Here is an 18,250-nt window from a genome sequence, read left to right on the forward strand (position 1 = left end):
AACTAATTTAGTTTAACATCCAAAACAATCCTTACGTGTTTAAAGATAGTACAAGTGTACCAACTTTTAAAGCTGCTGTTCCCGGTAAGGAGCGGTCTTCCGGCAAACAGGTAACACTATTGAAAGCATACCGCTTCATGCAGCAGGCAGCCCATATGGCGGCTATCTATGAAGCGAACCGCAATATCTGCAAATATGTACATTCCACTTCCCGCGGGCATGAGGCGATTCAGATCGCTACTGGTATGCAATTGCAGCCATGGGATTATGCCAGTCCTTATTACCGGGACGACAGTATGTTGCTGGCCATGGGATTCACGCCTTATGAGCTGATGCTACAGCTGCTGGCAAAACGGGATGATCCGGCATCTGCAGGTCGTTCTTATTATTCGCACCCCAGCAGTCTGGACCCGGACAAGCCTGTTATTCCACATCAGAGCAGTGCTACGGGTATGCAGGTCATTCCGGCAACAGGCATGGCGCAGGGTATCCGGTACCTGGAAAAAACAGGTTCGCCGCTGCTGAAGACAGGTCCGAAAGGAGAATTACCAGTTGTACTTTGTTCGCTGGGAGATGGCAGCGTAACGGAAGGAGAAGTCAGCGAAGCATGGCAAAGCGCTGTGTTATGGGAGTTGCCTGTCATCTACCTTGTACAGGACAATGAATGGGGGATTTCCGCCAGTTCGGAAGAAACCCGTGTCATGGATGCCTACGAATATGCAGCCGGTTTTAAAGGCATGGAACGCATGCGTGTCGATGGCAGCAACTTCGAAGAATGCTACCATGCAATAGGCGCTGCTATCAGCTATGTAAGACAAGAGCGCAAACCCATGCTGGTACACGCCTGTGTCCCTTTATTAGGTCACCATACCTCCGGTGTGCGTAAAGAATGGTACCGCACAGACGATGACCTGGCATTACATGCAGAAAAAGACCCCTTGCCATTGCTGCGCCAGCGACTGCTGGAGATAGGAGTGGAGGAAAAAGATCTTTTGGCGATAGAGTCAGACACCCCCAAATATATCAGTCTCGAATTTGACAGGGCAACAGAGGCTTTCGAGCCAACCGCTGATACTGTAGCAGATCACGTTTTTGCCCCGGCAGCAGTAACCTTTGAAAAAGGAGAGAGACTACCCGCCAACGGTAACAAAGTAATGATGGTGGATGCTGCGCTGCACGCAGTAGAAGAAATTTTACAACAATATCCTGAAGCCGTATTTTTCGGTCAGGACGTAGGTCGCCGTCTCGGTGGCGTATTCCGCGAAGCAGCTACATTGGCTGAGAAATTCGGCGATAACAGGGTATACAATACCGCCATCCAGGAAGCCTATATCGTTGGTTCGACCGCCGGCCTTTCAGCTGTAGGTGTCAAACCTATAGTAGAGATCCAGTTTGCTGACTATCTGTACCCAGGTTTCAATCAGCTGGTCACAGAAATCTCCAAATCCTGTTACCTGAGCAATGGAAAGTTCCCCGTGCAGACACTCGTACGTGTGCCTATCGGCGCCTACGGTGGAGGAGGACCTTACCATTCCGGTAGCGTGGAATCTACCTTACTGACTATCAAAGGCATCAAAGTCGTATATCCGTCTAATGCTGCCGATATGAAAGGTCTCATGAAAGCAGCCTTCCTGGATCCCAATCCGGTTGTCATGCTGGAACACAAAGGACTGTACTGGAGTAAAGTCCCCGGCACGCAGGGCGCTATCACCATCGAACCGGACACCGATTATGTTATCCCATTGGGTAAAGGAAGAGTCGTACAGCAAGCCCATCCCCGCGACGTCAAAAAAGGCGATACCATCTGTATCATCACCTACGGAATGGGCGTATACTGGGCACAGGCTGCCGCTACACAATTCCCCGGACAGGTAGAGATCATCGATCTGCGCACACTCTTCCCATTAGATGAAGAACTGGTGTACAGCACGGTGCAAAAGCATGGAAAATGCCTGATCCTGACAGAAGAACAACTCAACAATTCCTTTGCACAGGCATTGGCCGGACGTGTACAACGTGTTTGTTTCAAGTCGCTCGATGCACCGGTATTTACCCTTGGCGCCCTCGACCTGCCTGCCATTCCGATTAATACCATCCTTGAAAATGCGATGTTACCGAATCCTGAAAAGGTGGCGGCTGCAATTAAGGAGTTATTGTCTTATTAAATATTATAAAGTTTTCTTTGGTTTTTTGAAATTGTCCATTATCTTTGCACTCCCGTTTTGAGATAAGACAACGGAAAAAACGGCGAGGTAGCTCAGGCGGTTAGAGCGCAGGATTCATAACCCTGAGGTCAAGGGTTCAACTCCCTTTCTCGCTACAAGGATTAAAAAAGGCTTTCAGTATTGCTGGAAGCCTTTTTGTTGCGCTGAAATTAATCCGCTACATAGCTAATAAGGCAGCTGTATTGGCGACAACAACCAGGAGATGCCATCTTCCCTTTGTTTAACATGCCAGATAGTAAGTCCCTTTGTCAACTCTTCTGTCAACATGTTATGGAGCAAAAAAGGAGGGGTCCACATGAGTTCTATTTTCCCATCTCCATCCCAACCCGCATCCAAAAATATCTCCTTTGCGATATTGACATACTCCTCCGCATTTTCCAAACACTCTTCCGGACTAATAGTGAAGTTCAGATTATCTATCCACTCGTACGCATTCACGTGAAAAGTTCTCAATGTCTCTGGTGGGTAATTGATTATTTTAGTTTTATCTCTTTGGCTATTCATATAATTTGCTTTCGTCTTTTCTAATTATTCATCAACGGAAACATGATTCCGGACCAGCGTGAACTGGGCAATTTTATTAGGAGATAAAAGCCAGGATACACCATCTTCTAATTGCTTGACATGCCATATAGTAACGCCAAGGGTAAGCTCCGCCGTTGGGCTACTCCGCAACATAAAAGGAGGTATCCACATCAATTCTATCGCTCCGTCGCCATCCCATCCTGCATCCAGAAACATCTCTTTTGCTATACGGATATATTCCTCCGCATTTTTCAAACACTCTTCTGGATGAATAGTGAAATTCAGGTTGTCTATCCATTGATAAGCTTCCACAGTAAAAGTTCTTAAAGTCTCTGGTGGATAGGTTATTATTTTGCTTTTATCTCTTTGGGTATCCATATATTTTCCTTTCTTCTGTCTTGTTTGATGGGTTTTAACGAATGTAATGTCAGGTAATAAGGAAGCTTAAAGATAGTAAATGTTAGATAATCCGTCGCTTCTCGGTACATGTCAATCGTCTTTATGAATAGTGCCGACTTTTTATATTAATGTATATTTGATCTTCTAATTAGATTACTATCATCTTTTATTAAGACCTGTTAGTAAGCCTCATTTGCACCTGATGCATTTTCATCATAAGAGAAACAATATCGCTATGCAAGTTGATTTAGAAGATTACAATGTACGTTCGAAGATTTTTCTAGGTAATAACCTGATCGTCATTTTTCAGCACAGGCATGACATTGCTGAGCGACGTGTTTTGGAGCTCAAGGAAGTAGTCGGTTTTATCGATCATGGGGCTAACGATAATCTGGTATCGCTGCGGATAGATGATGGAAGTTCCTATGCCTTTGATCTTTCGCTGAGATTAAGCCGTGATGAAATAAAAGACTTTGAAGAGGCGCTACTTTTTATTGCAGGTGCTGGCGGACGTTTTGGTTTTAGAGCTTGCGCAAAGAATATTCTTTTCCGGGACTGGACGGAGGATGACGTCTGGTTAAAATAGCACCAGAGTGCCCAGTCTGCTGTTAACCCTATCTCGTATTCTCCGATATTGATAAATATCAATGACTCCCACACCTGCTGTAGATAGTTTTGTCTCATTCCATACAGGACATTGACAAAACAAAACTATCAACAGTATGAAACTAACTAATCGAACATCAATACAGGATGCACCACCTGCTATCCTTTTTGCAATTATAATGTTACTATCCGCATTTCTACCTGTAACCGGTTTCAGCCAGGGATACATCGAAGGCGTTAACATCAGTTATGAACACATGCCGATGAAGATCGAAACGCCGCATGGCGATCAGAAATTCACCGGAAGCAATTTTAAAGTAGCGACTACAGTCCCTATTTTTCTCACCCCCAACAAGTCTAAATACCTGCTGGTGGGTGGGAACCTGGAAGCCTTCAATTTTTCAGGCACACATCCCGATTTTGAAGTCAAAAGAGTGTATAGTATTTCTCCCACATTAGGCTATAGTACAATGGTTACCAGGAGTTTTAACCTCACGTTCCTGTTGACGCCAACGATGAACAGTGATTATAAAGACGTAAAGGGCGCCGATGTTAACTTTGGTGCTGTGGTAAGAGGAAGCTGGAAAGTAAGCGATAACCTGACCTGGAGGGGCATTCTTGGCTACCGTAGGCAGTTCTATGGGCCACAGTATGTCGTATTGGTTGGAATGGACTGGAAAGTCAATGATAAGTGGCGGATATTTGGTGATCTTCCCCATAGTACAACGGTGAGTTACGCGGTGAATGAAAAGGTAAATACCGGTTTTAATTTGTTCGTGCAGCAGTCGACATACCGTCTGAAAAACCAGCAGCGCTACTTCGAATACAATACAGTGAACCCTGGCTTCTTCGCTGAATATTACGTATCTCCTAAATGGGCAGTTCGCGCTACGGCAGCCTATACCCTTATCCGGAACATGGAAATCTATAACAAAAATGATAAAGCAGATGGTTTTATCGATTTCTACGAAATGGGTGACCGGAAAGATCCGATCAATCCGGAAGTAGCCAGTGGTCTTTCTTTTAAAATAGGATTGAGTTATAGAATTGTTCCCGGTAGAAGATAGTATTCATTCATAAAATCACTGGCATGACTAGAATAATCATTGGTTTGGCAATTGGCTGTATTTTGACATTATTGGATATTTATCCTGTTTATTCCCGCTTACTACCAACTTTGGAACCCATAAAAAGAGTCCGGTATGTGACTGAGCATTTCATTGATACGATCGCTCAGATAGGTAGCAGCAGAAAGCATTCTCTGATAATAAAATCACCGGAAGATGCCCTTACCATCAGTCGGTTTTATCAGGATGGACAGGTGCATACGCTTGCTGTGCTGGAGGATGATGGGGAAAGTGTAACAGGGGTGGATCTTAGTGTCGCATTAAAACGATATGACGATCATTCATTTGATGTGATAAGAAATATGAAATTTGACGAGATCGTACAACTTATTCAAACCTCTTCAGAAAGACATGTCGTAAAATATGAAGAGCTGCTACCTAGTGTAGCTGGAGATAAACACTTAGCTATCGGGATCAATTATGCGGAACATGGAAAGGAAACTGGTCAGGTAAGACCTTTTATGTTTCCCAAGTATGTAGACACGGATCCGGCGATCCATCAGTTAAACTATACCAGCGGCTGGCTCCTGGATCATGAGGTGGAACTCGGTATTGTGTTTCCGTCAGATGTTTGTGCTGTTGCAGACCTCGACCACACACTGATCGGATTTTTAGTAGTGAATGACTTCACTGACAGAGCCACACTTATGCGGAAAATGGATAGCAAAAACGTAACCGGAGGGAAAGGCTTCCCGGATGCTAAAAGTAAAAAAGGATTTTTGCCGACGGGTCCTTACATGGTTATTCCCAGAGACTGGCGGGCATTCGTACAGGAATTGAGACTGCAACTTTCTGTGAATGGTAACCTACGGCAGGATGGTGCGGCTAAAGATATGGTTTGGAACATCGATAGGATCATTGAGCATTCATTGGCGGTAAGAAGAGAGAAGAAAAGTTTTTATCAGGATAAAATGGTCAGCTTGTTCGACGGTGATTGTATTCCTGCTAATAGTATTATCATCACCGGAACGCCTTCCGGCGTTGTCTTTAACGCTCCTGCAAAGGGCTTCATTTTTGGCACTGTTACAAAATATATATTCACGGGTGGATTTTTTACGGCTAAAATGCACCCATACATTTTGCGGCAGTACCTGAAAAAAGAAATGACAAATCCCCGTTATCTCAAACCAGGAGACCAGGTGCAAAGTTCAATTAGTTTTTTAGGATCAATAAAGACAAGTGTGAAAGAGTGATGGCCGATCAGTAAATATCAATGTGTTGAGTAGCTTTGCAAGGCTATCCAACACATTGATATTTATAGTTTGTTGCATTTTTAAGTTATATTACAAAGCGCTTTTAGACACTCCTGGGTTGAAATTCCTTCTGTTTAACTGAACCGTTTACGAAAACACAGCAGTCATATGATAGATCCTCAATCGCTCATACACATAGAAGCATTTATAAGAAAAATAGTGCAGCCTGATCCGGAGGAATGGAATGCTTTCGCGCAAATTGTGGAACTTAAAACATTAAAAAAGAAAGAGCTGTTGCTACGAGAAGGCCAGATTTGTAATTTCATCGCCTTTGTGAATACGGGTGTTTTAAGGGAATATTCCTATCAGCATGAAAAAGAAGTAACTGCCGACTTTGTATGCGAAAACCAATTTACCAGCGATTACCAGAGTTTTATATTACGGGTTCCTTCTAAACAAAACCTGGAGGCACTGACAGATCTTGAACTCCTGATCCTGAGAAAGGAAGATATTAATGACCTATATGATAAATACAAGATTTGGGAACGTTTCGGAAGATTGATCATTGAAAGAGTATTTTGTAGCGCAGAAGAGAAAAGAAAAAAGATTATCGCAACCTCTCATGAAGAACAATATCGTGACTTTATAAACACCTATCCGCAAATCATTCAACAGGTGCCACAATATTATATCGCATCCTATCTGGGACTAACCCCCGAGCATCTTAGTCGCTTAAGAAAGAAGAAAGGATGACATACATCATCCCATTACAGATACATTCGTCAACTGCCCCGCGCTTTCTTTAATCACATTCGCCATATCATCAAAATGTTGTTGAATAATTTCCTTAACATCTCTCAATTGCTCGCTTTCGACGCTTGGAGGATTATTAATTAACCTGTTAAATTCCTGAAAACATCTGTTCCCCATTTCCGCATCGCTTTCGCCAGTCTCCGGATAAGCAGAAACAATCTGATTTTCCAACCCAAACGGTTTCAATAAGTAAGTAATCCGTGAACTGATAAGCGGCTCTGTATTAATACAGACAAACGGTACATGCTGAATAATCGCGGAAATCGTTCCATGATAAGTATCACTGACTGATATATCAAAACCAGCGATCATTTCAAAGGTATCTACAGGATCTTTATAATCTAAAACGTAAGAGAATTGATCACCAAAAACACTTCTCATTTTCATCACTGTGACATGATTATCATATTGACGACTGTAGGCATAAAAACAAATATCAAATTGAGACAGATTGGTGTTCTTTAGTATGGCAATAAGCGGATCGCACAATTTGAGAGAAACAGAGATACCTATCAATGGTTTTGTTCTTGCTTTTTTCTCTACTTTTTTTAACTCAAGATCCAGCACTGGATCAGGAATAGCTTTCACCTTATCAATTCCTGTTTTATGCAATTCGTTTCTGAAGAATTCTGTCCTTACTGCAATGTATTTGGATCGCTTCTCTATATTATAAAATAAATGCTCTTTTGTCTTTACCGGTTCGAATCTATGTACGCAGTTAAATAACACCACTGGCTTTTTCGTGGTTAAAAAAGAAGCTGAATCCAGGAAGAATATTTTACCATCTTTTTCATAGTCCTCACTCCATATCACATCCCCACCTATCACCAGTGCATCATATTGAGAAAGAACCGATTCCAGCAGGGCTATTCCCTCCCCGGCAGGGAAAAAATTGATGTCCAGACCATCTTTATGCTCCTTGACGATTCCCTTGCTTTTGGTTTTAACATCAATGGCAAAAATGTCTATTTCGCAGTTTTCAATTCGTTTTTTCAGCTCTTGACGGGTTTTCAGACAGATCATAATACAACCGGGATTATAGTCACCACGGTAATATCCACCGTACATACCGATCATGGCAATTTTTGTTTTAATGCTATTCATAGAGATTTAACTAACAAGTTTTATTGAGTCACATGTATTATAAAGTATAAATATTTTTATTGTGTTTGGGCTGATGATTAGCAAGTACTCGGCAAGTCCAGGAACAAACCTTTATTTAAAAACAGTGGGTGTCGTATAATAGGTCAATATGCTATCTGGTATTACTAAATATACAATAATCAGTTGTAATATTATATTTTTAGCACTTAGATCCTCTCAAAGTTATTATGCCCACGAAAATTTACTGGATACAGTCCTTCGAAAAAAATGCCCGGATTGGCATTATGCCTCGTCCGCGCGGTGGAGATTGGCTGGAGGATGAAATCAGCCATTTTAAGCGACAGAACGTTACACTAATTGTTTCTCTCCTTGAAAACGATGAGGTCGGAGAGTTAGACCTAAGAAAGGAAGAGGTATACTGTCTGCAATATGGTATCGGATTCCTCCGGTTTCCGATTAAAGACAGGGATGTTCCTGTAAACGCCCGAGGTCTGATTCAGACATTATTAAAGCACCTTGAGGAAGGGGCTAAAATTGTTATTCATTGCCGGATGGGCATAGGAAGGTCAGCTATTATAGCGGGCGCTGTCCTTGTCTCAAAGGGATATAAAGCCAGTGCTGTATTAACTCAGATCAGTGAGGTACGCGGCCTTAAAGTACCAGACACTCAGGAACAGGTGAGCTGGCTGATAGGTATGGAAACCCATCCTTATTGATAAGTAAAATATTCAGACACATTGCGGATAATATCTTCAATATTCGCGTGATAAAATCCTGCTCCATTCATACATCCACACTCTACGATGTAATAGGCATCACCGCAAAGACATATATCCATTACAAATATATCATGCGGTGTATACTCTGCACAACGGTCCATTGCAAAATCAACCACCCCATCAGGACAACCCGCTTCCTTCTTCAGCTTAAAATATTGCCGGTATTTTGACGCAGCGACTACCTTTTTGTTAACAATCCACAGCCGCCATTCATATTGAATATTATAGGGTTCAGATACGACAATTTTGCTCTCCGATGACAATGAGCTATTCTCGATTTTTGAAAGCTGTGAGAACCAATCGCGGATCTGGTTATACTGTTTAAGCTCTCCCGCAAATGCTTTATTGTCGTCATTCGGACGAATAAATAACAATTTGTCTTCAGGGTATTCTCTATTCTCAATAAGCGACCGGAACGTGGTGATCTTTGCTTCGTAGTTGAGCATGTGCCGACCCCAATGTTTGATGTAGTTTTCTATAGAAAATTGTTGCTCATCAAAGAAAACTCCTTCTCTTAATACGGGGTCATTCGCGGCGATCGCATTAAATGTGGTAGAGCCGTAGATAATAGAACGACGTGTTTTATCAAACGGAGGCAAGGTCGATGTAAAAGGGATAATATCTATCGCATTAAAGGGAACGCCTAATCTGGCACATGCGCTTTGCATTCCTTCAAAATCAGATAGGCTTGTAAGGTTGCGTTGCACAACCCATTGTATGTTTTCGAACTGCTTCATAAGTATAATATCTGCTAAGATAAGACAGGGACCCAGCTAAACTCATTTCCTTTTCGCACAACTTTACCAAACCCTGGCCAGGGCATGTAATAGCCAAACACCAATGTACCGGAATCTGCAAAGTGACGAATCACCTCGACGCGTGTCCGCACTGCCAGCTCAAAATTAATATCAAATTGTTCCCCTGGACAATAAAAATATGTAGCTATTTCTGCTACACATTACTTCTTTTTAACGCTATTAGCTTCTCCGCCAGTATAGTTCCCCCAATTCCTATCGTATAACATATAATATCCGCCCAGGTAAAATAATTCCCGATAATGATATTCGCCGCCCTGGAGTGCTGCAGCCCCAATAGCTTCACCACTTTGAAATACTGTAACATCTCCACCAGGTAAGAGAATATCAGTACCCCCAATGCAACAGGTACTACAGGCGCCTGGATAAAACTGCGAACAAAACAATAAATCAAAACAACGACCAGTACATCTCCAAAATAAGGACGGATTAAATCGTCGTGTACATATAAGGCGATCAGCACTTCTACAGCGAAAATAAGAATAGCCAATAACAGGTATGGCATACTAAAACGAAAACTCATAGGAACTAAGATAATACTTCAGAAGTATAGCAGCTTTAATAATTAATTTTTTTATGGATCTCACCTTTCTCATTGTAAAACAGTATTTCAGGTTCGTTCTTCTCATTTACGATCATCTCCAACCTGATACGACCTTTGGTGTCACGTACAAAAACACCTGTTCGTTGACCTTGTTGACCAGCAAACATCCGCGTATAGCCAAAATATCCATCCGCTTTTAGTTTATTGATGACCTGTTGCTGTTCCTGTTCGCCTTTGACTTTACTCCGGATAGAATCAAGTGTAGCCATCGTCTGATCAACAGGAAATGAAGGACGCTCAAAAACAGTCAGCCCTTTTGTGTCATCGCCGCTTTCCCGTTGAATGTAAGACAACTGCACCACCTGATCCTGTTTGTATTTATCAAACGTAATACTAAGCTCATTCTGGCCTTTCCCATTTTTCCCTTTTCCATTATATACCAGACCGCCACACTCTTCTCCTTCAGTATTGTAAAACATCAGTCCTGCCTCATCACCACCCTGACGACTCATCTTTTTGCCATTCACCACCGCAGGCGGAAGGTTCTCCTTATTGAACAAGGAAAGTTTAACAGTGCCATCCGGCTCCACAATTTCAATCTTTTCTGCGCGTAGACTTTTGATAATGTCATCCTGCGCTGATTTCCGGAAACCATAACCTATAAAAGCCAGTATGAATACAGAAGTAACAATGGCATATACCCTGAAAAAAGCCATCTGACGGCGTAATTGCGTTACTTCATTGTGTATGTCCTGCATGGTTTGCATGAGTTTGGTGAGTGATCTGAAATATTATCAGGGAAGATAAGGAAAGGGGAGTAGTTCTGCAACGATATAAAACGAAGAAGGTCCGGGTAGATACCCGGACCTTCTTCTGTAAGTAATGTCAGTGACTATTTGTTGAGATTAGGATTGTTCTGCTCTTCACCCTGTGGGATCACGAATATATAGTAAGGGCTGTTGGCCGCAAAAGCTGTCCCATCTGAGAAGGTCAGCGCTGTATGATACCTGGCTGGTACTTCTTTGGTAGTACCATCAGGTTTTACAACTGTTACCTTGATATCATTGCCATTGGCATCTACATAAGGTTTGCGCGCCACTGCCTGCTGGGTACGGATAATATCAGATAAACCAAAACCTTCGCCCCACAGTTCTTTTCTTCTCTCTATCAGGATTTCTTTGATCAGGTTCTCTGCTGTGGCGCCGTTAGCATCAAACAATTTGGCGCCTCTGGCAGTGCGAAGCTGGTTCAAAGCAGTAATACCCTCCGGAATACTACCAGCACGGGCATAACCTTCTGCTTTGATCAGCAAGGCTTCTGCGCTTCTCATGAGGACCAGGTCTGCGGTCTGATCGGCCTTGAATTTGAACTTCTTATATTGCAGGTATCCCTCTCTGGCGGCAGCTGAACCGTCCCAGGAAAACAGCGTTTTACGGATGTCGCCTGTTTCGAATAATTCTCCGAAGAATGGATCAGCCATATAACTGTAGTAATAAGAAGAGGCAGATGATACGTCCAGGAAGTGGAAACTGTAACTACCATCACTCTGACTAGGTATTTCAGAATGTCCCCAGATCCACTCGGAATTGCCGGCGTCGTTAAAGCCTTTACTGTATTCAGATGGCGCCATCAATGGATAGTTTTGCAATGCCTCATTAGCCGCTGCCGCCGCAAATGCCCATCTGCCGGTATTCAGGTAAGCACGTGCCAGTAAACCATTTACCACGTCAACATTGATCTTGTATTTCGCCGGACGATCATAACCTGCCAGTAGTTCTCTTGCCTGTTGCAAGTCTGCAAAGATCACTTCATAGATCTCTTTGAGAGAGGCTTTAGGGTTACCCTGTGTACTCGCCGTCGTCGGTGTGGTATAAACAGGGGCTGTTTTCGCCGTTGAGTCTTTCAGATAAGAATACTGGTAAAATGAAGCGATTGTCAGATAAGTATGTGCCCTCAATGCGAGTGCCTGTCCCTTGAGAACCTTTTTACTGGTCAGATCTCCTTCAACTCTGTCCACATTCGCAATGATAATATTGCTGTTGTTGATGATCTTGTATAGTTGACCCCATATAGCTGTCACACGTGACTGTGTCTTATCATTCATCTGTGTGAAACGATATGCTGTAGGAAAACCATACTTGGTAGTGATCAGTGCTACGTCATTAGCCATGGCATCGCTGGTAAGCGCAATGGTCTTAAAACCGGGATTACTGTAGGTGCCGCCATAAAAATCATCCATCATAGCCGCCCAGGTACCTTCTGAGATGGTGGTAAGGTTGGCTACATTTTTCAGTACGATATCTTCTGATACCGCATTGGAAGGAGCGGTATCCAGTTGTTTGTTGCAGGCTGATAATCCTAAGAGCAGCGCTACTGTATATGTGTAAAATCTGATTGATTGCATGTTCATTCAATATTAAAAACGTTACGTATTAAAGTCCCACCTGTATACCTACTGAGAATGTTTTCATCGCAGGATACTGATAGTAAGTGGTACCATCTATAGACTGCTCCGGATCCATGCCTTTGTGACCATAGAAGGTCAGGAGGTTTTCACCCAGACCATATACTTTAGCGCTCTTAATACCAATTCGGGACAATAACCTGTTTGGCAGCGAATATCCGAGGGATACCGTTTTAAGACGGGCATAAGTAGCGCTGTAGAGGAAACGGGTAGAGGTAGAGGTCCAGTTCAGGTTATCCGTGGTAAAACGCGGAACATCCGTGTTGGTATGTTCCGGCGTCCAGCGTTCCAGTAATTCTGTTGACCAGTTACGGCCTGGACTGGTAGCGCCACTCAGCAGAGATACATAATCCAGGTCCAGTACTTTACCGCCTATGCTATAAGACAGGAGGAAAGACAGATCAAAGTTTTTATAATTGAAGCTGTTGGTAATACCACCTGTAACATCAGGCAATGCAGAACCTGCATAATATTGCGTAGCGGAAGCATAATTAGTGGTAGTCACTTTCTTGCCTTCGGCGTCCGTCTGATACCAGAGCGGATTACCCGTCTTTGCATCTACACCCGCCCATTCACGCAGATAGAACTCATAGATAGAACTTCCTACCGTCAGCTTTTTAGTACCACTGATGATTTCCTTCTGTGGCAGCTCAGTGATCTTATTCTTGTTATGCGCTACATTCAGTCCGATATTCCATTTGAAATCGCGGGTTTGGATAGGTATGACATTCAGTTCCAGTTCCAGACCGGTATTGCGCAACGCTCCGATGTTAGCGCTGATAGAGCTGAAACCTGTTGAAGAAGCCATTGGTTTTGCATAGAGGAGGTCCTTACTGGTTCTGTTATAGTAGTTGATATTACCATACAGACGATTGTCAAATAATGCGTAATCCAGACCAATATTCAGATTCAGATTACTTTCCCATTTCAGACCCGGAGTAGCCAGTCTGGATGTGATAACACCCCCGTTACCCAGGTTATTCTTGATATCGAATAAAGCGAGATACGCATAGTATGTGCTTAAATTGTCATTACCAGATGCACCATAGCTACCCTTCAAGGTGAGGGTATTCAAGCAGCTTACAGAACGAAGAAATTGCTCTTCTGACAAACGCCAGGAAGCACCTGTCGACCAGAATGTTCCCCAACGGGAATCAGGAGAGAAGCGGGAAGATCCATCTCTTCTTACAGAGGCGGTTAAATAGTATTTGTTCAGGTAGTTATATTGTCCCTGACCAAAGAAACTCAGTTTCGCATAGTTATCAGAAACACCGGTAAAGTCATTTAACTGAGAGGCTGCAGCTGGTTCGTACAAATCAGGTAAGGCAAATTTCTGACGACTACCACTCTGTGAACTGGAATTGAAATAATAGTATTCATGACCAGCCAGGAGATTGAGGTGATGTCCGCCCAAAAGATCTGCATCATAGGTCAGGATGTTGTTCCATGTATAACTTAACCTTCTGCCATTGCTTTTACTGATAGCACCGCCTATTTCTGCGTCGCCGCCTACCAGCGGGTTGGTGTAAAACAGGGCGTTGGTATTTACATAGTCAACGTTGTAACTGGTCTTGATATGTAGTGCCTTTGTAAGAGCTGCTTCCACAAATGTTCTGGCAGACAGGTTCTCATTGGTATTCCTGTTTTTATCCAGCGGCAAAGACCCGATCAGATTTTCGCGGGCCAGTGCTGCAGAGGGGCGATAAGCGCCATAGTCAAATAGCTTCTGGCCACTGGCATCCAACAGATAGGTGCCATCAGGATTCCGCTGGTAAATAGGATAGAAGCCTGGAACAGTCCTGCCAAACAATACGACGTTATCTGTACGTGAGTCAGATGACGCCGGATAATCCTGCGCAGCGCTGGATCCACTCAGATTCAATCCTGTCTTTAACCAGGATTTTGCCTGTAAGGTGATATTACTTTTGAAGTTATAACGTTTGAAACCGGAACCCATATAAGCACCTTCGTTATTAACATAACCACCACTTACATAATAAGTGGATTTATCACTACCGCCGCTGAAACTAAGCTGTGCCTGTGTATATTTTCCGGATTGCTGTATACCTTTTTCCCAGTCGTCGTTCCATAAAGGATGCGCACCCGCTACGATCTTTCCATCCGTACCAACAGGCTGAGGGAAAGTAGGACCAAAAGGATTGATACCCAGATCAGAAACTACGCGTGCACTGGCGGTTGCGGCTGCCTGAGCAGCAGATTGACCATTGGTAAGCTGTTTATTGCGTAATGCTTCCCAGTAGAGTTCAAAGTACTGATCAGTGTTAAGTTTATCATAGTCTTTTACTGCACGGCTGCTCCATCCCTGGTTGAAGTTGATATTCACGGCGGACTCACCTTTTTTACCCTGCTTGGTAGTGATGATAATTACGCCATTAGCGGCACGCGAACCGTACAGGTTAGCGGCAGTTGCGTCTTTCAATACACTGATAGATTCTATATCAGCGCCGTTGATAGCATTGATATCTCCATCATAAGGAGCGCCATCTACTACAAACAGAGGCGCACTGGAGGCATTAATAGAACCAACGCCACGTATGCGGATGGTAGAACTATTGCCCGGCTGACCATTAGAAGAAGTCGTCTGCAAACCGGTCACTAATCCCTGCAATGCGTTGGTAACGTTGGGGGTAAGGCGGTTATTGATTTTGTCAGAGCTTACAGTTGCTACAGCTCCCGGGTATCCGGAACGTTTTACATTCGTATAGGCCACCGCTACTACTTCACCAAGTGTCGTGTTAGCAGGTTTAAGCAGGATTACAATATTTTGATCTCCGTTGCGTACCTCTGTTTCTGTTGTTTCTCTGCCAATAGAGGATACTGATATAACGGTTTTGCTGGAAGGGACTGTCAGTTGGAAATGTCCTCCCTGATCTGTAGTAGTACCTAATGTAGTACGATTAATTTTTACTGTCACTCCCGGCAAAGGCTGCCTATTTTCAGCAGCGAGCACCTGCCCCCGTATTTGTGTTTGCTGCGCAAAAAGCGCCGTGCTAAAAAGCAGCGCAAGCACGAGTGTTACATTTCTTTTGAACATGCGTGTTTTAATTAAGAAAATGGAAGAATACATTGCCTTTCAGGCAATAAGATATCCGTCAGCTGCGGGTGGGACAGCTGGCATGGTTAAACTCATTATTTACATAAATCAGGAAATACTACAATAACAGCTTATGCTTATAGATAAGGGTTTTGAACAGAATAAAGCTGATAAGAGTACAGTTGGTCTTCTCATAATGTCTAGATTCTTGTCTTTATTATACCAGTCTGATTCGGGAAGCAAAAATAGAATAAAAAATTAGTCTACCAAAAGAGTAGAGTATTCTTTTTGTTGATTTTTTGAGATCTTATCTTGATAGGGAATTTTATAAAATGAATAATCCCGTTATAATTAGTCGTATTTTAAGTAGATGGAACCAAAACTAGCAGAACTGATACAACGATGGGAGCAGACTTTCGATCGCAAGGAAGAGCTGCTGTCAAATAAAAGGAATGTGGTAGAAACAAGATATGCAGAAGGTAGTCGCTATGACCTGAGAAAATTTGACTGGCATTCTTTCCCTGCCGACGGACCTTTACAGCTGGACAAAGAGGGCATTGATGACAGTTCATTGCACGAATATGGCTTCAATACGAATGGGCTTCCCTGTTATACAACATTTAAACATGTACATAACAAGATTGCTTGGGAAGGCGTCTATATCTACGAAGAGACATGCATTGAGTATATAGAATACTGCCTGAATACAGGAGTTCCGTCTTTGATTTCCCGGATGGAATTCAAAGACGGAAAAAAAGTGGCTTATCAAAGTATTAGTGCTAACGGTGGAGGAAGTGGGTATGGATGGTTATCTAAAGAAGATATCATAAAAACAATGAGAAATGACGACCATTCTTTTATCATAGAAATTACAGATTTTGAACACGATGTAACCGGAAAAATAAAACGGGCATCCAGCATAAATTTTTTTCCGGGTAGTGGGCAATATACCTCCCACGATGAATACGCATACGATGACATGCAGGTACTGGATACAATCCGGAGATTTAATGATGGATATGACCGTCTCATTTATTGCAGACGTCCGGACAATGTGAGCCCTGAACAACTGGTAGAGGAAGTAGCAGCAGCGCTGGCGAAAGAGATTGCAGAAAGGCTGACTGTGAGTCAAATTGAATTACCACTTGCTTTCCTGGAACTAGGTTATCGGCTTGGCGATAACTATGTGCCCTATCTAACTTGCCGATCTGAAAGATACGTAGCAGAAAAAGTAGCAAAAAAGGAGATGGTGTTCATTGACATAAATTATAATGAGTCAGTAGATATGAGTATCAAGCCTATTGAAAGGCTATGGGCCCAGTTGGAAGGACTCATGGAAGATGATGATCACCTGGGTATTGGGACGGATATGATCAGAAAGGCAGCTTTTCTGCTGACAAAAAACAGACTCTTTGGTAAATTGCAGGTTACTGATACTTTTGCCGCCTATGCTGTTGATTGGTCTATAGAAGGGCATGGTGATGAAGAATTTGAAGAGATCCTCACAGAATGTGGCGTGGAAGCAGAAGTATTAACTATCTGGAAACAAACCGGCATATTACCATTGTGCCCCTAACCATCATTTTAAGAATCATTTAATTCATTTTCATGAAGTCTACCCAGATATTCAAAACTATATTACTGGCGTTACCATTTCTGATACTGTTGTATGTGTTTTTCCTCAGAGACAGAATAGATGCCGGTGATGGCATTGGCGGCGGTTCCTACGACCTGACAAAGCTATATGCCGCAATTGGCATTGGTTTGTATGCACTCATTCTAAACCTTGTGTTGCTGATCCAGGATGCGCATGGTAACAGAGTTTTCCTGCTGGGAGGCATCATCCTGTTGGTGGTGACTATAATAATGGCTGTCCGTAGCTTTTAGGGCTGTATATTGTTCTCCTGATCGTACTATTAGTAGGTCGCGGTATGCTATACGCGCAAGGTATTCATTTTACCCCAACCATAATCTACAATCATTTCATATTGAACAGAGAGCCGGTCTTGCGTATAAGCGCGGGAAATAGCGTATATAACGGAACTGTAGATGAAAAATATAACCAATAAAAAAGGCTTTCAGGTATTATCTGAAAGCCTTTTTTCTAATATCGATGTCCATCCGCGAGACAAGCCTCTGCATAATCTATAATACCTGCTTCCTGCAATTGCACCAGCTGTTTCCTGATAGGTCCGTAGTCCAGGCCTACAGGTATTTCCACTACAAAATAACGTTCATTAAGTCCTTCACTCGGACAACCAGCTTTCTTAAAATCAGCCCTCAGCGAACTTGCATCTTTACCAGCATCACGTACAATGACCTGTATCGTTGAATTGCCGGAACATTCAACCAGCTCGCGGTACGTCATCATCTGTTCATCCTCATCATATTCTGCAAGAATGATATCATCCGACGCCAGTCCCGGCACATAAAAAGGGATATTGTCGAGTTTGTAATAGCCTTTTACCGGATCTATCGTCAGCGCCCACAAGGTTTCTACCGTTGATTCTTCCAGGAGGTTGCTGTAAAAGCGGAACAGGATCTTTTTATATTCATATTTCGGAGCATCCATCTGGCAGTAATTGAATGTGCCGTGAAAAT

Annotated in this window: 17 protein-coding genes and 1 tRNA gene; 9 read left to right on the forward strand and 9 right to left on the reverse strand. The window is 42.9% G+C overall.

Annotated elements, in window-relative coordinates:
• Positions 1-35: 35 nt before the first annotated feature.
• Positions 36-2,165, forward strand: coding sequence for an alpha-ketoacid dehydrogenase subunit alpha/beta (locus tag CPIN_RS07725; RefSeq protein WP_245552092.1), 2,130 nt, complete (start codon positions 36-38; stop codon positions 2,163-2,165).
• Between the two features lie 81 nt (positions 2,166-2,246).
• A tRNA-Met gene (locus tag CPIN_RS07730) sits at positions 2,247-2,320 on the forward strand.
• A gap of 70 nt (positions 2,321-2,390) precedes the next feature.
• Here the strand turns inward: CPIN_RS07730 and CPIN_RS07735 are convergent.
• The gene (locus CPIN_RS07735; protein ID WP_012789212.1) at positions 2,391-2,729 is read right to left on the reverse strand and encodes a hypothetical protein; all 339 of its coding nucleotides are present in this window, start codon (positions 2,727-2,729) and stop codon (positions 2,391-2,393) included.
• Positions 2,730-2,753: 24 nt separating this feature from the next.
• Complete coding sequence (locus CPIN_RS07740; RefSeq protein ID WP_012789213.1) at positions 2,754-3,128, reverse strand: hypothetical protein; 375 nt, start codon at positions 3,126-3,128, stop codon at positions 2,754-2,756.
• Between the two features lie 256 nt (positions 3,129-3,384).
• On the opposite strand from CPIN_RS07740, the gene CPIN_RS07745 reads away from it, so the two are divergent.
• The 4 genes from CPIN_RS07745 (at position 3,385) to CPIN_RS07760 (ending at position 6,828) form a co-directional block, all read left to right on the forward strand.
• Positions 3,385-3,735 carry a hypothetical protein gene (locus CPIN_RS07745; protein ID WP_012789214.1) on the forward strand — a complete coding sequence of 117 codons (351 nt, stop codon included), beginning with the start codon at positions 3,385-3,387 and terminating at the stop codon, positions 3,733-3,735.
• Between the two features lie 136 nt (positions 3,736-3,871).
• Positions 3,872-4,822: a DUF6268 family outer membrane beta-barrel protein gene (locus CPIN_RS07750; RefSeq protein WP_012789215.1), complete on the forward strand. Its 951-nt coding sequence runs from the start codon at positions 3,872-3,874 to the stop codon at positions 4,820-4,822.
• 23 nt (positions 4,823-4,845) lie between these two features.
• Entirely contained in the window at positions 4,846-6,075 is a 1,230-nt protein-coding gene (locus tag CPIN_RS07755) for a fumarylacetoacetate hydrolase family protein (RefSeq protein WP_012789216.1), read from the forward strand.
• A 168-nt stretch (positions 6,076-6,243) separates the two neighbouring features.
• Positions 6,244-6,828, forward strand: a complete 585-nt coding sequence (locus CPIN_RS07760) for a Crp/Fnr family transcriptional regulator (protein ID WP_012789217.1) — start codon at positions 6,244-6,246, stop codon at positions 6,826-6,828.
• 6 nt (positions 6,829-6,834) lie between these two features.
• Here CPIN_RS07760 and CPIN_RS07765 read toward each other — a convergent pair whose 3' ends face one another.
• Positions 6,835-7,992 carry a polysaccharide pyruvyl transferase family protein gene (locus CPIN_RS07765; protein WP_012789218.1) on the reverse strand — a complete coding sequence of 386 codons (1,158 nt, stop codon included), beginning with the start codon at positions 7,990-7,992 and terminating at the stop codon, positions 6,835-6,837.
• A 227-nt stretch (positions 7,993-8,219) separates the two neighbouring features.
• Between CPIN_RS07765 and CPIN_RS07770 the strand changes: the two genes are divergently transcribed.
• On the forward strand, positions 8,220-8,708 hold the full coding sequence (locus CPIN_RS07770) for a protein-tyrosine phosphatase family protein (RefSeq protein WP_012789219.1): 489 nt from the start codon (positions 8,220-8,222) through the stop codon (positions 8,706-8,708).
• Here CPIN_RS07770 and CPIN_RS07775 read toward each other — a convergent pair.
• The 5 genes from CPIN_RS07775 to CPIN_RS07795 all read right to left on the reverse strand — a co-directional run bounded on the left by CPIN_RS07775 (position 8,702) and on the right by CPIN_RS07795 (position 15,649).
• A complete protein-coding gene (locus CPIN_RS07775; protein ID WP_012789220.1) occupies positions 8,702-9,508 on the reverse strand; it encodes an ATP-grasp domain-containing protein in 807 nt (268 codons plus the stop codon). The two genes, CPIN_RS07770 and CPIN_RS07775, sit on opposite strands and share 7 nt — an antisense overlap.
• Positions 9,509-9,722: 214 nt before the next feature.
• Complete coding sequence (locus CPIN_RS07780; RefSeq protein WP_012789221.1) at positions 9,723-10,109, reverse strand: ribosomal maturation YjgA family protein; 387 nt, start codon at positions 10,107-10,109, stop codon at positions 9,723-9,725.
• Positions 10,110-10,144: 35 nt separating this feature from the next.
• Entirely contained in the window at positions 10,145-10,888 is a 744-nt protein-coding gene (locus tag CPIN_RS07785) for a hypothetical protein (protein WP_012789222.1), read from the reverse strand.
• Positions 10,889-11,022: 134 nt separating this feature from the next.
• Positions 11,023-12,534 carry a RagB/SusD family nutrient uptake outer membrane protein gene (locus CPIN_RS07790; protein WP_012789223.1) on the reverse strand — a complete coding sequence of 504 codons (1,512 nt, stop codon included), beginning with the start codon at positions 12,532-12,534 and terminating at the stop codon, positions 11,023-11,025.
• A 28-nt stretch (positions 12,535-12,562) separates the two neighbouring features.
• Positions 12,563-15,649 (reverse strand): SusC/RagA family TonB-linked outer membrane protein, encoded by a 3,087-nt coding sequence (locus CPIN_RS07795; RefSeq protein ID WP_012789224.1) that lies wholly within the window; start codon positions 15,647-15,649, stop codon positions 12,563-12,565.
• Between the two features lie 370 nt (positions 15,650-16,019).
• On the opposite strand from CPIN_RS07795, the gene CPIN_RS07800 reads away from it, so the two are divergent.
• Together CPIN_RS07800 and CPIN_RS07805 are read left to right on the forward strand one after the other, a co-directional pair.
• The gene (locus tag CPIN_RS07800; protein WP_012789225.1) at positions 16,020-17,225 is read left to right on the forward strand and encodes a hypothetical protein; all 1,206 of its coding nucleotides are present in this window, start codon (positions 16,020-16,022) and stop codon (positions 17,223-17,225) included.
• Positions 17,226-17,257: 32 nt separating this feature from the next.
• Positions 17,258-17,536 (forward strand): hypothetical protein, encoded by a 279-nt coding sequence (locus CPIN_RS07805; protein ID WP_012789226.1) that lies wholly within the window; start codon positions 17,258-17,260, stop codon positions 17,534-17,536.
• A gap of 217 nt (positions 17,537-17,753) precedes the next feature.
• On the opposite strand, the gene CPIN_RS07810 is transcribed toward CPIN_RS07805, so the two are convergent.
• Positions 17,754-18,221: a DUF4265 domain-containing protein gene (locus tag CPIN_RS07810; protein WP_044218120.1), complete on the reverse strand. Its 468-nt coding sequence runs from the start codon at positions 18,219-18,221 to the stop codon at positions 17,754-17,756.
• Positions 18,222-18,250 lie beyond the last annotated feature (29 nt).

The sequence above is a fragment of the Chitinophaga pinensis DSM 2588 genome, assembly GCF_000024005.1.
Classification (GTDB): Bacteria; Bacteroidota; Bacteroidia; order Chitinophagales; family Chitinophagaceae; genus Chitinophaga; species Chitinophaga pinensis.

What these genes read in the sequence shown, in the direction of transcription:
- CPIN_RS07735 (WP_012789212.1), bottom strand. Translation starts at nt 2,729, where the DNA reads ATGAATAGCCAAAGAGATAAAACTAAAATAATCAATTACCCACCAGAG.
- CPIN_RS07740 (WP_012789213.1), bottom strand. Translation starts at nt 3,128, where the DNA reads ATGGATACCCAAAGAGATAAAAGCAAAATAATAACCTATCCACCAGAG.
- CPIN_RS07745 (WP_012789214.1), top strand. Translation starts at nt 3,385, where the DNA reads ATGCAAGTTGATTTAGAAGATTACAATGTACGTTCGAAGATTTTTCTA.
- CPIN_RS07750 (WP_012789215.1), top strand. Translation starts at nt 3,872, where the DNA reads ATGAAACTAACTAATCGAACATCAATACAGGATGCACCACCTGCTATC.
- CPIN_RS07755 (WP_012789216.1), top strand. Translation starts at nt 4,846, where the DNA reads ATGACTAGAATAATCATTGGTTTGGCAATTGGCTGTATTTTGACATTA.
- CPIN_RS07760 (WP_012789217.1), top strand. Translation starts at nt 6,244, where the DNA reads ATGATAGATCCTCAATCGCTCATACACATAGAAGCATTTATAAGAAAA.
- CPIN_RS07765 (WP_012789218.1), bottom strand. Translation starts at nt 7,992, where the DNA reads ATGAATAGCATTAAAACAAAAATTGCCATGATCGGTATGTACGGTGGA.
- CPIN_RS07770 (WP_012789219.1), top strand. Translation starts at nt 8,220, where the DNA reads ATGCCCACGAAAATTTACTGGATACAGTCCTTCGAAAAAAATGCCCGG.
- CPIN_RS07775 (WP_012789220.1), bottom strand. Translation starts at nt 9,508, where the DNA reads ATGAAGCAGTTCGAAAACATACAATGGGTTGTGCAACGCAACCTTACA.
- CPIN_RS07780 (WP_012789221.1), bottom strand. Translation starts at nt 10,109, where the DNA reads ATGAGTTTTCGTTTTAGTATGCCATACCTGTTATTGGCTATTCTTATT.
- CPIN_RS07785 (WP_012789222.1), bottom strand. Translation starts at nt 10,888, where the DNA reads ATGCAGGACATACACAATGAAGTAACGCAATTACGCCGTCAGATGGCT.
- CPIN_RS07790 (WP_012789223.1), bottom strand. Translation starts at nt 12,534, where the DNA reads ATGCAATCAATCAGATTTTACACATATACAGTAGCGCTGCTCTTAGGA.
- CPIN_RS07795 (WP_012789224.1), bottom strand. Translation starts at nt 15,649, where the DNA reads ATGTTCAAAAGAAATGTAACACTCGTGCTTGCGCTGCTTTTTAGCACG.
- CPIN_RS07800 (WP_012789225.1), top strand. Translation starts at nt 16,020, where the DNA reads ATGGAACCAAAACTAGCAGAACTGATACAACGATGGGAGCAGACTTTC.
- CPIN_RS07805 (WP_012789226.1), top strand. Translation starts at nt 17,258, where the DNA reads ATGAAGTCTACCCAGATATTCAAAACTATATTACTGGCGTTACCATTT.
- CPIN_RS07810 (WP_044218120.1), bottom strand. Translation starts at nt 18,221, where the DNA reads ATGGATGCTCCGAAATATGAATATAAAAAGATCCTGTTCCGCTTTTAC.